The sequence below is a fragment of the Roseburia sp. AF12-17LB genome (assembly GCF_003479605.1).
GTDB lineage: Bacteria > Bacillota > Clostridia > Lachnospirales > Lachnospiraceae > Roseburia_C > Roseburia_C amylophila.
In genome coordinates this window covers 101,158-115,651 of sequence record NZ_QUHR01000001.1, presented here as the reverse complement: position 1 = coordinate 115,651, position 14,494 = coordinate 101,158, and the positions used below count along the sequence as shown (strand labels likewise).

At 37.9% G+C, this 14,494-nt stretch carries 12 protein-coding genes; all 12 read right to left on the bottom strand.

All coding sequences use genetic code 11. The annotated features are described in order from the left end of the window. Positions 1-67: 67 nt before the first annotated feature. Positions 68-1,417: an MATE family efflux transporter gene (locus DWV68_RS00530; protein WP_330419920.1), complete on the bottom strand. Its 1,350-nt coding sequence runs from the start codon at positions 1,415-1,417 to the stop codon at positions 68-70. Positions 1,418-1,432: 15 nt separating this feature from the next. Beyond that, a complete protein-coding gene (locus tag DWV68_RS00525) occupies positions 1,433-1,960 on the bottom strand; it encodes a hypothetical protein (protein WP_117946103.1) in 528 nt (175 codons plus the stop codon). 51 nt (positions 1,961-2,011) lie between these two features. Beyond that, positions 2,012-2,545, bottom strand: a complete 534-nt coding sequence (locus tag DWV68_RS00520) for a hypothetical protein (RefSeq protein ID WP_147404524.1) — start codon at positions 2,543-2,545, stop codon at positions 2,012-2,014. Between the two features lie 214 nt (positions 2,546-2,759). Next, positions 2,760-5,054, bottom strand: a complete 2,295-nt coding sequence (locus DWV68_RS00515) for a hypothetical protein (protein ID WP_147404523.1) — start codon at positions 5,052-5,054, stop codon at positions 2,760-2,762. A gap of 4 nt (positions 5,055-5,058) precedes the next feature. Further along, the gene (locus DWV68_RS00510) at positions 5,059-7,686 is read right to left on the bottom strand and encodes a GH36-type glycosyl hydrolase domain-containing protein (RefSeq protein WP_197420786.1); all 2,628 of its coding nucleotides are present in this window, start codon (positions 7,684-7,686) and stop codon (positions 5,059-5,061) included. A gap of 124 nt (positions 7,687-7,810) precedes the next feature. Beyond that, the gene (locus DWV68_RS00505) at positions 7,811-8,668 is read right to left on the bottom strand and encodes a carbohydrate ABC transporter permease (RefSeq protein ID WP_022243665.1); all 858 of its coding nucleotides are present in this window, start codon (positions 8,666-8,668) and stop codon (positions 7,811-7,813) included. Positions 8,669-8,671: 3 nt separating this feature from the next. Next, positions 8,672-9,022 (bottom strand): carbohydrate ABC transporter permease, encoded by a 351-nt coding sequence (locus DWV68_RS00500; protein ID WP_243089423.1) that lies wholly within the window; start codon positions 9,020-9,022, stop codon positions 8,672-8,674. Beyond that, complete coding sequence (locus DWV68_RS14505) at positions 8,965-9,357, bottom strand: carbohydrate ABC transporter permease (RefSeq protein WP_197420803.1); 393 nt, start codon at positions 9,355-9,357, stop codon at positions 8,965-8,967. The genes DWV68_RS00500 and DWV68_RS14505 overlap by 58 nt, the downstream gene beginning before the upstream one ends. Before the next feature lie 55 nt (positions 9,358-9,412). Then, positions 9,413-10,690, bottom strand: coding sequence for an extracellular solute-binding protein (locus DWV68_RS00495; RefSeq protein WP_117697217.1), 1,278 nt, complete (start codon positions 10,688-10,690; stop codon positions 9,413-9,415). Positions 10,691-10,917: 227 nt separating this feature from the next. Continuing rightward, complete coding sequence (locus DWV68_RS00490) at positions 10,918-11,859, bottom strand: helix-turn-helix domain-containing protein (RefSeq protein ID WP_117697219.1); 942 nt, start codon at positions 11,857-11,859, stop codon at positions 10,918-10,920. A gap of 28 nt (positions 11,860-11,887) precedes the next feature. Next, positions 11,888-12,595 carry a YjjG family noncanonical pyrimidine nucleotidase gene (locus DWV68_RS00485; RefSeq protein WP_022243669.1) on the bottom strand — a complete coding sequence of 236 codons (708 nt, stop codon included), beginning with the start codon at positions 12,593-12,595 and terminating at the stop codon, positions 11,888-11,890. Positions 12,596-12,627: 32 nt separating this feature from the next. Next, positions 12,628-14,019, bottom strand: a complete 1,392-nt coding sequence (gene mgtE / locus DWV68_RS00480) for a magnesium transporter (RefSeq protein WP_118664695.1) — start codon at positions 14,017-14,019, stop codon at positions 12,628-12,630. Between the last annotated feature and the right edge of the window lie 475 nt (positions 14,020-14,494).

Below are 14,494 nucleotides of genomic sequence, written 5' to 3'. Positions count from 1 at the left end.
TCTTTTTTCATTTTTGGCTAATAGCTGCAACCAAACAGTACTGGCAGTGCAAACAAAATTAACGGCTTCATGATTTTTCCTTCCGGTTTAAGATTGTAAATGCAACAACACAGATGATTGCGGAAAGCAGGGAGCCTGCTGCCGTTGCCAGTCCCATTGGGAATAAGGTATCCGGGAATAAAGTCGAAGTCAGATAAACGCCCGGAATTCTTACCAGTGTAATTGCAATGATATTATGTAAAAATGAGATGCCGGATTTGCCGCAGGCACAGAAATATCCGCTGAAGCTGAAATGAATTCCTGCGAACATGCAATCCCAGACATATCCCCTTAAGTATTGACCTCCCAGACGTACCACTTCCGCTCCTGATGCATCCGATGCATCTGTAAATAACGCCACCACCGGACTGGCGAAGAACTGCATGAAGATTCCTACGATAATTCCAAAGCCCACTGTAATCATCACAGCATAGCGCAGTGTTTCATTGGCACGCTGCCTCTTTCCCGCTCCGATATTCTGTGCACCAAGTGCAGATACTGTTGATAACATGGAGGACGGAATCAGGAACAGGAAGCTTATTATCTTTTCCACGATTCCCACAGCCGCTGCATCATTTAATCCACGCTGGTTCGCAATGATGGTGATAATCATAAATGCCACCTGAATGAAACCGTCCTGCAACGCAATGGGAATACCGATTTTTAAAATCTGTCCCATTACATTTCGGTTCGGTCTGAAATCTTTTCTGCTAAAAGAGAATTCTTTCCGCTGTCTGATAATCATACACAGGGAAATAACTACACTGATTGCCTGGGCACAAGTGGTTCCAAGAGCTGCACCTGCCGGTCCAAGATGCAGACCGCCGATAAATACATAATCCAAGACAATATTTGCCGCACATGCAATGGCAATAAAGTACATCGGACTCTTGCTGTCACCCATACCACGGAAAATTGCACTGATAATATTATATGCTGTAATAAAAGGAATCCCGATAAAGCAGATGGTAAGATAGGATATCGTTCCCATTACTGCTTCCTGTGGTGTAGACATTACTGTTACAATTGGTTTTGTCAGCAAGAGCAGCACCGTCATCAGCACAAGGGCAACTCCCATAAATAGGATTACCGTGTTTCCAATTCCTTCTGCCACCCGTTTCTTATCTTTGCTTCCAATCGCCTGTCCGATGCTGACCGTTGTTCCCATGGCAAGTCCCACCAGCATAACTGTTATCATATGCATGACCTGTGAGCCAATGGATACCGCCGTAGTGCTGGCAACTCCTTCAAACTGCCCGATGATAAATAAATCTGCCATTCCATACAATGTCTGTAAAAAATAAGATAAAAGGTATGGTAGCGAAAATATAATTACATTTTTAAATACACTTCCTGTAGTAAGATTCCGTTCCACCATTTCATTCTGCTTCCTCTAAGCCAGCGCTGCGCCCAGATGACGGGTCAGCAAATCCACCAGCCATGCATGGTCTTCTGCTGACAGCTCGCTCTGCCTTACCAGAATCACCTGATTGGACAGATTTCTGATATAAATATAATTTTCATAGAATCCCCAGTCCTTATAGGCAGTCCACAGATTCACACCCTCCGCTATTTCTGATTTTATGCTGATGCTTTCTTCACTGAAAATATACTTGCGGTGGCCACTTACCAGTGCCTTCTGTGCATTTGCATAAAATCTCTTAAGTCTTGCTCTCTGCTGTACCTTTTTCCCGCCGCATGCAAAATATAGAAAAGCTGCCCAAAGAATCATAAAAAGTGAACCCATTTCTGCCCTGCCAAGCATAAAGCTTAACATTCCGGACGGCAGACAGATTATGCACATAATCACAGAAGTAATCGTTACCACTTTTCTTCTCTTCCGGTATCCATCCGATTGCAAAGTTATTTCCAACAGCGCGTCTCGCTCTTCTTTTCCGATTTCAATTTCATATTCTAACATCTCTGTTCCCCCATTTTCTTTTCGTCTATTTTTTATTTATTTTCTTTCCATTCATTTCTCATTTACTGCTTTTCCCAGATGACGGGTCAGTAAATCAATCAGCCATGTCCTCTCTTCTGCCGACAATTTATCCTGTTTTACAAGAACATTTTCATTCGACAGATTCCTGATGCAGATGTAATTTCCATAGATTTCCCAATCCTTATAAAGTGTCCAAGCAGTATTTCCTTCTGAAACTTCTGATTTTAAAAGAATTCCATCTTCACTGAAAGTATACTTCCGATAACCGGATTTTAGTTCTTTATCCATTGCTGTAACAGATTTCTTTAATACCGTCTTCTGCATCAGCTTGCTTCCTCCGCATATCATAAAAAGACTATATGCAGCCAGGAGTGAGCAAAGTACAACAAGCCTTGTATCGCTATTTGTTACTCTCCATATTATAATCAAAATACAAGCTACAATCAGAATTGAAAATTTTATTGCTTCCACTTTTCTTTTCTTTCGATACTCCTTCGAATTCAAAGCGATTTCAAGCAGCGCATCCTGCTCTTCTTTTCCGATTTCAATTTCACATTCCAACATCTCTGTTCCCCCATTTCTTTTTTCTAAAAACATTGTAATGAACACTGCTTATTCTGTCAAACACTATCGGTTGTTATCTTTGCTGTTCTGCTTTTGCACGAAACTCTGACTCCTTTTGAAATTCCGGGAGCACTGCTGATACTAATCGGCACGATACCGACTTCTATAGAAAATGCCTCATAGACGCATAAAATGTCTATGAGGCATTATAACTTTACTCGGCAAATATCTGCTCAATTATTTTATCAAACTCTAATGTGTGATATCTTCTTTTTAATGAATCGAGATTGTAAAGTGCCTGACCATTTATCAGTCCATTACAAGTATCATTATCATCTCCTTTATTTTTTGCTACAGCTCCCGAAAATTCCAAATCATCTGTATCAGAAAGCCATAAGGATGTCAGAAATCCTTCACACTGAATTCCAGGCATTGTATATCCATACATTCTTTGTGGCATAGATAAACCGTGCTGCATTCCTAATGTTACAATTTTTCCCAATATAGCCAGTTTTTTATTCCCGCTATACTCTGCAATTCGCATTAAATCTGGTACGAATTCTACAAATTCATCGTCCACATAGCTACATCCCGGAATAACATCACACCCTGCCCAGCCAGTTGTTCCAAAATCATTCTTTCCAAGAAGTGTATTTTCATCAAACGGAATATCCCAAAGATAAGTCCATGATGCAAGAATCTGTGCTGCTGATTTTGCGCCATACAAATATCGTTCTTTTTTGGTAGTTTCATATGCCAACAACAATGTCCGCATATTATACATTACTCCAACAGCATCTATCTTTACAGACTTTTTATGTGTTGTATCATTTAATCCTCCCAGATATAAAACATCTTCTACATAATGTTCCATAATAAAATCAGTAGCTTTACACAATGCACTTCTATATTTCTCATTACCGGTGTATTCATGTACTAATGCTAATACTTCTCCCGGAAAAATTGTTCCTGACCCCTGCTCTATCACATTACTTCCAAACCATTCTTCCGGATATGTCATTGGAGTACCTTCCATCGTATATGCCCGATACCAGGAGCCATCTGTATTCTGAATTTCAATCATTTTATCACAAAATGCAACCACTACATCCAGCCAGTCTTTATGTAATGTTCCATTTTCCTTTTCCTCCAGAAAACAGAGCATTAAATAATACATAGCCTCCGTCATAGTCCGGCAATAATTTCCTTTTGTTCCTTTTAATTTTTCTGCAATTCCCATCATTGCACCTACGACCTGATTTCCCAGAAATTTTTCTAATTCTTTCCTGTTTTCCGAATACTGAAATGGCATTAATACGCCAGTCCACCAATAAACAAATTCTTCTTTTTCTACACTGTACATTGCATTCGGCAAACCACTTTCTGCAATACAGTGTTCCACAAAAAATTGTATTGTTTTTAATGCCCGTTCCCTATATTCTTCCTTTCCTGTTTCTTCTGCAGCCCGAAGCATTTCATAGCAAACCATAGTCTGATTTCCAGAAAATCCATATTCCAGTACATTCTGATTTCCATATTTTTCTCTTGGTGAGAAATGGCACACATAACCACAAGGATGATTTTTCTTTTCTGGAAAATCTCTAAAGCTATTGTGTAATAAGTCTCTTCTGTATGGTATTGTTTCTTCCAGACTAAATGGATGTCTGATATCATCATTAAGAATTCGTTCCATCTGAAATACGCTCGTCTTCCACGATGCTTCTGTCAGATTTTCAGCTTCTCCAAACTGCAGGATATATGAAACTTCCAATTCATCTCCCTGTTTTATCTTTCGATATGCAGCCCACTCCGATCCATCTACATTTAAGCAAAATGAATTTCTCTCATAAAATGGATAATCACAACGTAACAAAAATTCTTCCATTCTATTTGCAGATGGTGCAATTCCCAGGGATCCAATATCTGTATTATGAACAAAATGCCTTTCTGCTATCTGTTTTCTGGTTATTGTAGTATCCACCTTTGGAATATCTGCCCGAATTAGTGAAATAAATTGCTTGTCATTTTTTGCAAATCCTGTCACTGACAAATTTGGATTTCTATCATCCTTATAATCCTGCTCAAAAGTTCCAAGATAATCATCCTGTCCATTCTGATCTGTATCATTCTTATTATAAAAAGCACCCGGTATTACAAATTGATAATCGTCAAAATTTTTTGCATGTTTTGATTTACAATGGAATTCCGTAGATATCCGGATAGCAGTCTCTTTTTCTGCTGAAATACAGGCCACCTTTCTACTCAGTTTTATATTATTTGTATTTTGTTCCCACATATCAATAATATGAAATCTATTTTCTTTATTTACTTCTACGTCTGCTTCTGCAATATGAATGTTTTTTTCACTTCTTATAACATCATACTTTGCTTTCTTATTTCTTTCCTTTAAAATCTGAATCTGAACCGGCCACGGTACTTCTATTTTTATTCCGTCCCTTTCTATTAAAACTTCATTTTTTTCTAATCCCACCGGAAATTTAAGTTCCATCACATCATCCCTTCCTTTCCACTAATTCGATACAAATTTGATTTTTCCTACCTGCTATAAGCTTTTCTTCCAGTTCAGCCTGATGTAGCACAACAGAGGTACTATTTATCTGATTCTTCCATACTTCTCCATTTATGCTAAGTTCTCCCAACTGATATTCTCCATAATCCAAATATTTTCTGTTATAAAAAGAAACACATACTTCTTTTTCCGCAAATAATGTGTCTACTGTTAAAACTTCACCGGAATCATACTGCTCCTTTACTAGTTTTGGTTCAATTAATAAGTCTCCAAGCTTTCCCCTCACACCATATACCTGTGTCAGCATTAGAAAAATTGTCCAGCTTCCTGCACCAGTAACATAAGAATACATTCCCCTTCCTCTGCTACTGATATACTCCGGCACACCAGGATATATTTGTGCTATTTGTGTATTTGTAGAAAGTTCATAAATAGATTTTATAATCTGATAACCTTCCCTTACATACCCTCTGCTATATAACGCATAAGCATACATAGTTGTCATATGGCTAAACATGCCACCATTTTCTTTTTCTCCATAAATAAGTGCAAATCCTCTTCCAAAATTCCAGGTATTATCTCCCAATGGTAACGTCAGCCTGATTCCTCCGGTATTTTTATCCGGAAGATAATTATTTACAGCATGTATTGTTTTTTGAACCTGTTCATCCGTCGCCGCCCCTGACATAATAGAAAAGGTCTGGGCTGTCAATCCAAATCGCAATTTTCCATCTCCAAGAATTCCATCAACTGCATTTCCATTATTATTATAATAACCATTAAAAAAGCCTTCTTTTGATGATAATTCAATCCATTCATTTTCTCGGACCTGCTGTAATAATTGTTTTCCTTTCCAGCGCAACATATCTTCTAATTCTAAAACCGGTATTTTTTTCTTTTTTCCGCTTATTCCAAATCTTATGTGTTCATAATATTTCTTTAATACTTCCACTTCTTTTTGGGGTTCCTTTTCCTTTAATCCCTCAAGCAGTATTTCCATTTCTTCAAATACAGAAATCGTTTTTCGGTCTTCTTTCTCTATTTGAATCTCAAGTAAATCTGCTATATCACATATATTTTTTCCATAAAAAGCCGTAAATGGTATTGTTTCCCCTTTATCCGGAGCCATATCCAACTGATCATTCCAATCTCCATCTTCAAGCTTTATATTCCCGTGTTCTCCAATATTTAAGCTGCAAATTAAATTTTCTAAAAGTAAATGCTCTAATATTGTTCCGGTATAACATTCACCATCCTTTGTCTTTTGACTATTTCCATCTTCTTTTTTCCAATTTGTGTCAATCCTTTTCGCTCTTTCAATTTGTGCATCTTTCCAGTAAGACACTTCTTCATCTAAAATAGAAATATCTCCAGTTTGATTCATATATAACAACAGTGTAAATAATGGCCAGACACCATGATCCATCCAAACTCTGGATATTTTGTTTCTGTCTGCCTGAAAATTGCCCTCACCGTCCAAAATAATAGTTGCATTACTTCCATCCAGTCTGACACCTTTCATGTTATGAACAAAAACACTTCGAACCCGCATTGGATTTTGTAATAATAATGTCAGATAATCCTGCCACAAATCTCTCCACCCGCGACCACCTCTTCCATAATCATGATATGGAAGAAATGAACAACCATATATTTTTCTTAAAACAGGCTGTATACTTACCCACCTTAACCAGCCATCAAACTTATCTGAATTGCCTTGAAATTTTATCTTGTCAGCTTCTCCATTCCAATGCTCTTCATTTTGTTTCCACGCAGCTTCAACCTTTTCTTTACTGTTATACTTTTCAAACTCCTTGTTAAAATTTTCTTTTTCAGTAATTCCAGCGCAGATAATATATTCTTTTTTCTCGCCTGGTGCTAACCGTACCTTTGCAAAACGCATTGCGCCAATGCATTCCATACCATCTTTCCGATATGTCATATCATGTTCTGGTATACTATTTTCTACTACTGTTCCAGGCCAGTCCAATGTTCCTCCCTTTCCAATAAACTCCTCTACTGTAGGGAACATTTCTACTGCTGCCTGCCCGCTTTCATCTGATCCATATACAAAATAACTTGTATCATTCGGTTCATGACCTCTTTCATCATGGTGTATCGTTGGCTTTACAACAATCCCGTTTTCTTCCAATGTTATCCTCTGCATCAGTGATGTTGCATGTCTATGATCTCTTAAATTATCTGCCGATCGTCCAAAAATAGGAAATGCCGCTGTTGGCACAAATTCCAGAATTTCTGACCCGTAATTTTCCAGAATAACCCTGTTAATTTCTACTACATCCTCATTTGCCGGACAAAACGTTGTAAAAATACAGTTTAATTTCAATTCAGGGATTGCATAATACAAGCTGTGATATAGCAAACCGCACTCTATTTTATTCCATTTTTCTTCATCTTTAAAGCAATGCTCCGCTCTCTGTCTTGCAGAATTTCCCACCACAGAAAATGCTCCCTGCTCTTTTGTATAAACCCAGAAATTTCTTCCAGAACGATTATTATGTAAGTCCTCTACTGAAACTGGCAGATACAAAAATTCATTTTGATTCTTTTTGGCATCTCCATTTAAGCAGGGTGTCACCGATGCTTTCATTCCAGCCTCATTGCATATAGGAAAGTATAATTGATTTACTTCCCGGGCATTTTCACAAACAAAAGTCCCTTTTTTGTCAATAAAATTCCACTTAAATCCGTGTTCCATTCTTTACTCCTTTTTCTTAACCCTTAACCGCTCCTGCCGTTAATCCTCCTACAATATATCTTTGGAAAATTAGTGCTAATACCATTGGTACAACTGTAGCCAGCAATCCTGCAGTCATCATCATTCCATAATCAATTCCATACTTTGTTCCAAACTCTGATACCGCAACCGTTAATGTCTTCGAAGTTTTTGATGTAGTAAAAATTAATGCATACAGAAATTCATCCCATGCCATAAGGAATGCAAGAACACCTACTGCAACATATCCCGGCAATGCTGTCGGCATAATAATTTTCCAAAACACCTGATTCCAACTACAACCATCTACCCGTCCTGCTTCTTCAAGTTCAAATGGAACCGATTTAAAATATCCGTTCAAGACCCAGATTACATAGGCAAGAACTGCATTTGTATTAATTAATATTAATGTTCCCAAATGATCCAGCAACCCCATCCGGCTAATCATGATATAATACGGTATTACCAATGCAATTGGTGGTAGCAGCTGAAAAAACATTACTCCAAATAACATTGGTTTTTTCATTCGAAAGCGTAATCTTGCAAACGCATAGGATGCCACTGCACCTAATACAAGACTAATTACTGTTGTTGTACCCGCAACAATGCAACTGTTTTTTATTGCCATTCGGAATACTTCAACTTGTTTTGTTGGATTTTTATCCCACAATAACATTTTGTATCGTTCCCAGGTAATTGATGTAGGCAGTATTTTGTCACTACTTAACAATTCATTTTCTGATATGATACTGGATATAAACATCCAGATAATTGGCAATAGCGTCCAAAGAACCAATAATATCACTGCCAAATATAATAATATCCTTCCTATTCTTCTCTTTACCGTTCGATTCATATCTTAATCCTCCGTTTTTCCTGCTTTCAGGTAAAGAAGGCTCAATAACAATATAACAACTGCTATAATTACGCATATTGCCGAACCTTTACCATAATGTAAGTAATCAAAGATTTCATGATACGCATAAAAGCTTACTACCTGTGTACTGTCATTTGGTCCACCTGACGTCAACGAATATACAATATCAAAAACTCGAATCGTCTGAATTGTACGCAAAACAAGAACCACTATATACATTGGCCTTAATGCAGGAAAATACACTACTTTAAATCTCTGCCATGCATTTGCCCCGTCTATAATTGATGCCTCCTTTGCATCATTAGACACGGTCTGGAGTCCTGCAAGCAGCATAATGATAACAAGTGGAAGCATCTTCCCTTAAAATTTTGATTCAGCAATAATGCTGTAAGTGTTCCCAATATAATCTGAATTATCACTGATACAACTGAAAAATATAAAGTAATTTTTAAAGAATTCCAAAATGCATGGGTACTCATAACTTCTGCATAATTCTTTAATCCAACAAATTTCGTTGCAAGACTACCTGGATTTACATCATTTAAGCTGAACCACAATGTAAACAAAACAGGAAATAATCCTAATCCCATGATAATCAGCATGGCCGGAGTAATCATTCCATAAGCAGTTCTTGCTTGTGATATACTTGATTTATTCTTCCTCTTCATATTCTTACCCTCATATTAAAAATGGCAGGCAGTTTACCTACCTGCCATTCTCTATTTAATTCACAAAACTTTCTGATACTTCTTCTGCCTGATTTAGTGCATCCTCTATTGAAGTTGAACCTGACAGTGCTGCTGAAAATAATGGTTGTACTGTATTAGACCACTCACTATAATCAGCAAGCTGAGGTCTTGGATGTGCTGTTGCAAACTGCGGATAAAACTTAGCCAGCTCTTCATGTTCAGCCACCAGATTCTCATCTTTATATAATGCATCAATTGTCGGCAGTACATTATAATTCTCATAAGCATATTTCTGAATATCCTCACTCGTAAATAACTCAATATATTTATATGCATACTCCGGATATTTTGAGGTAGATAATACTCCGAAGCCACCGCCACCAGTCACTGAAGCACTTTCTGCTTTATCAGTTCCAGGCATTAAACATACATCTACATTTCCTGCAACAGTAGAATTTTCCGGATTATTTGCATATCCATACACATAAGCCCAATTCATAACAAATGCTGTGTCTCCCGCCATGAACGGATCCAAACAATCTCTGTCCGTATAGGTAATTGATGCCGGATCTGCCCATCCATCCTGCATAGAATCATACATGAACTGTACTGCATTATTTGCACTTTCACTGTTAACGTCAAATGAACCGTCTTCTTTCTGCCACGTTCCACCAAAACTGTATATCATGGTTGTCAAATCGCAAATTAAACCTTCTGCCTGGGATGCTCCCCATGCAATACCATACTTGCAAATGCCTTTATCCATCATATCCTGAGACATTTCTTTTAATTCATCCCATGTTTTTGGTGGCTCCTCATATCCAGCATCCGCTAACATCTGCTTATTATAAAACATCCATTTTCCACCATTTGCAAACGGAATTGCTTCTGTTTTTCCATTATAAATCATCTGATTTAACGAACTCTCAATCAAACTGTTTTTTACATCTTCATCCATATATTCACTTAAGTCTATGGTTACTCCCTTACTTTCAAATTCTGCAACCCATGGAATATCTACATAGCAAACATCCGCATTGCCTCCACCGGTCCATGTTGTAGTAATTTTTTCGTGTGTACTATCATAGGACTGACAAATCAGATTTACTTTTACACCATACATTTCTTCGTACTTCTTTCCAGCATACTCATAAAGTCCTTCTTCGTCGGTTGTACAAATAACGCTAATGCTTTCCGGTTTATCTCCGGCTTCTGTTCCTGCTACTTTGTTATTTTCTGTTTCAGAGTTACCACAAGCTGTAATTGATACTGCCATTGTCATACACAAAAGTACTGCAACTAATCTCTTCATTCTTTTTCCTCCTTTTACACTAATACTTTTTTGTTCTTCTCCCCTGGCGCCTTTTACTTTATTCTCCTTGCTTTTTGTAGTTTTAATATAACGATTTTATATTCATGATTCAATTTCATTCTTGCTTTATTTTTGCACTATTTTGCGTGAGACATTTTTAATTAAAAAAAGACGAAATATACTAATCACATTTTGTATATTTCGTCTCCTTTATATACTACTATATTTTAAATTCTGGAATGATGATAACCCTCACAGTTTAATTCTTCATTTCCACTTATTTTACGGTATCTGCTTGGTCCCATAGAATATACTTCCTTAAACTTCCGGTTAAAATAGCTCAATCCTGAGAAACCAGATTCATATGCCACTTCACTGATGGGGAGTTTTGTGGAAAGCAATAATTTTTCTGCAGATTTTAATCGGATATGATTTAAATACTCTACAAATGTATAATCTGTTGCCTGTTTAAACACTCTGCAAAATGTATACATACTCATGCAACACAATTCTGCTACATTTTGTAACTCTATATGATTTTGATAATTTTCTTCTATGTAAGACAACGCAGGTCTGATTTTTTCCAAGGCTATCATAACTTCTGTCGCAGGTCTTCTGGCACAAATATAATCATTTCGCATAAAGTATACCATTAGTTCCATAATATACGCAGGTATCCGAATCTCATATCCCAAAATCTTCTTTTTATATTCTCCCTCTATTTTCCACATAATGGATTCTACTTTTTTACTTCTCAAATTAAAATGTCCAACTTTTCGAAACGGATCTAATAATATACTTGGAATGTGTTGATATTCCTTTGCCACAGAAAAATAGGGTAAAACAGGTTCCATTTGAAACTGTAACAACAATATTTTATGTCGCTTTGTAATTTTTTCCGTTTCATGTGGTTCTTCCCCAGAAATGACCGTGATGTCGCCTGGTCTTGAAATAATCTTCTCCCCACCAAATCTTACATATGCTTCACCCTCTAACTGGCACAAAATTTCCCATGAATGATGCCAGTGCATCGCACACCCCGCTAAAGTATAAATTCCTGCTGAGAACGGTAATTTTGCCTCTTCAATATAAAAAAGCTCCGAAGAGTGAAACTTATTTGCAGTTGATATGGGCTCTTTGATTTTTATAATTTCTTTCCTGTCTTCCATTTTCTCCTGTTAATCTCTCCCATCCAAGCTATAATTTTTTTGTCAAATCCACCAATTTTTCTACTCTGTAATCTGCCTGCTGCTCTAACTCTCTTAATTTTTCATTGGTTATGGCATCTTCCGGATGATACCAACAGGTTTTAAGTCCTGCAGCATGCCCTCCTGCAATATCTGCTGTCAGGGAATCACCTATCATCAGGCATTCTTCCGGTTCAATTCCAGGCAATTCTTCCATACATTTTTCAAAAAAACGAAGGCTCGGTTTCTCTACGCCAACCTTTTCCGAAACAAAGCAATGTGTAAAATATTTACGCATGCCGCCTCGTTCCAGGCGGTTTAGCTGCTGCTCATACGGTCCGTTGCTTGCTGCACAGAATATGTATTTTCCTGCTAAAGCTTCCAATGTTTCCAATGCACCGCTCACCGGCACTGCACTATTATGAAGATAGCTTCGGAACACATGCTCCATTGCCACACCATCGGCTTTTAATCCCAGCCGTTTTAATATAATCTGCCAGCGGACATAGGGAAGGTCTTCCCTTGATAATTCACCCTTTTCGATTTTGTCCCAGATAATATGATTTTCTTCCTGAAAAACATTAAACATTTCCGGTTTAAACTCCAGCCCCAAATCTGCAAATGCCTGTTTCATGGAATCTTCTGCTCCCGCATCAAAATCAAGCAGTGTATTATCAATATCCCAAAAAAGGACTTTTATATTCTGGATTTTATTCATCCTTTATTTCCTCATCATCCTAAGGTTTTATGCTATGCAAAATGCAATACATCTATCAACAGCAGCCAGACTAATCCATAATAGGTTACTACTGCTACCAGGTCATTAATTGTGGTAATCAATGGGCCGGATGCCACTGCCGGATCAATCTTAATCTTATGAAAAAGCATTGGAATCAATGTTCCCACAAGGCTTGATATTACCATTGCTATCATCAGTGCAAGACCCACGCATCCTGAAATAATAAACGCATGAATCACCGGATTATTCTTTAACAGCCAGACATATAATCCGATAAAGGAAAATGCCAGTATCCCCAGAAAAAGTCCGTTCATAAATCCAACACGCATTTCCTTTCCTACCAGATGACGCTTCTGTTTTGACGTAAGATTTTCATCTACCAGTACACGAATGGTTACAGCCAGCGACTGTGTTCCGACATTTCCTGCCATGTCAAGTATCAGCGACTGGAAACACATGACAATTGGAATTACGGCTACAACGGTCTCAAAAATTCCAACTACAGAAGATACGCCCATGCCAAGTACCAGCAAGATAATCAGCCATGGCAGACGTTTCTTCATACTCTCTATCAGCGTTTCCTGTAAATCTTCTTCGGCGGTCAGACCTGCTAACTTTGCGTAGTCATCACCCATCTCATCATCCACAACTTCTACGATATCCTGAGATGTGATAACACCTAAGATTTCATCATTTTCATCCAGTACCGGAATGGAGTCCTCTGCATAGTCCTTCATTCGCTCAATACATTCACTAATCTGTTCATGATCACGCAAATACGGATAGGATGTGCTGATGATATCTTCCAGTGCATTATTTTCACGGGCAATGATTAAGTCCTTTAAATCGATGGCTCCATAGAATTTGCCTGCTTCATCAGTAACATAAACTGTCAAAATGTTATCATTTTCTCCCGCCTGACGAATCAGCTCCCGCATAGCCTGCCGGATGGTAAGATCATTCTTAATCACAATGAAGTTCGTGGTCATCTTGCTACCGACTTCATCATCCTCATAAGACTGAATCATCTTAATGTCATGACTGGATTCCTCGTCCAGCAACTCTACCAGCTGTGCCTGCTTGGAATCATCCAGTTCGTCTAAGACATCTACCGCATCATCGGAGTCCATGTAGGAAATAACCCGTGCCGCTTTATCCAGATCCAATTCATTCAGATATAAATCCGGGTCATCAATATAAGTAAAGATTTCCGCAACCTGTTCCGCTCCCAGGATTGGGTACAATCTCTTTCGTTCTTCTTCATCCAGACGCACAAATGCATCCGCAATATCATTTTCATGATAATCGGATAATTTATCCCGCAATTCCTCATTACTCTTTGTACTGCGGATAATCTCTATTAACTCTTCTACATAATTCTGCTCTTTTAATTTCTCGTCCACTGCTTCTGCCTCCTTACATCATTTTCCTGCAGCAGCAGCACAGATGATACCCTCACAATTACAGGAAACACACAGCGCATTTCCAGCGTAAAAAGAGCAATTGTCCTGTCTGGATTCTTATCAGAAATCCATGGCCAATTGCGCCAAAATCATCTTCTGTCTGCTACCGCAGATACTACTTCGCCCAGTACTATCGCAACTGTCCATGCATTTCACCTCCTGATTCATTCTCTTTTTCCATTCTAATCCTCGGAATGAATCAAGTCAAGTTTTGCTTTGTCTGATATTTGTATAATCTTTGTAAAATATATATTCTTTATTCTATTTCTTCCATAAATATTCCAGGCAATTGTGAATGAGGGATTGAGAAGAGTTGCCACAATAATATTACGTTGATTCGCAGTGGATTTTCTTTCGCTACGAAATACCACAGTTCTAAAATGCGGGGTTTTCTTTTGGTTATAAAAACAGTCTT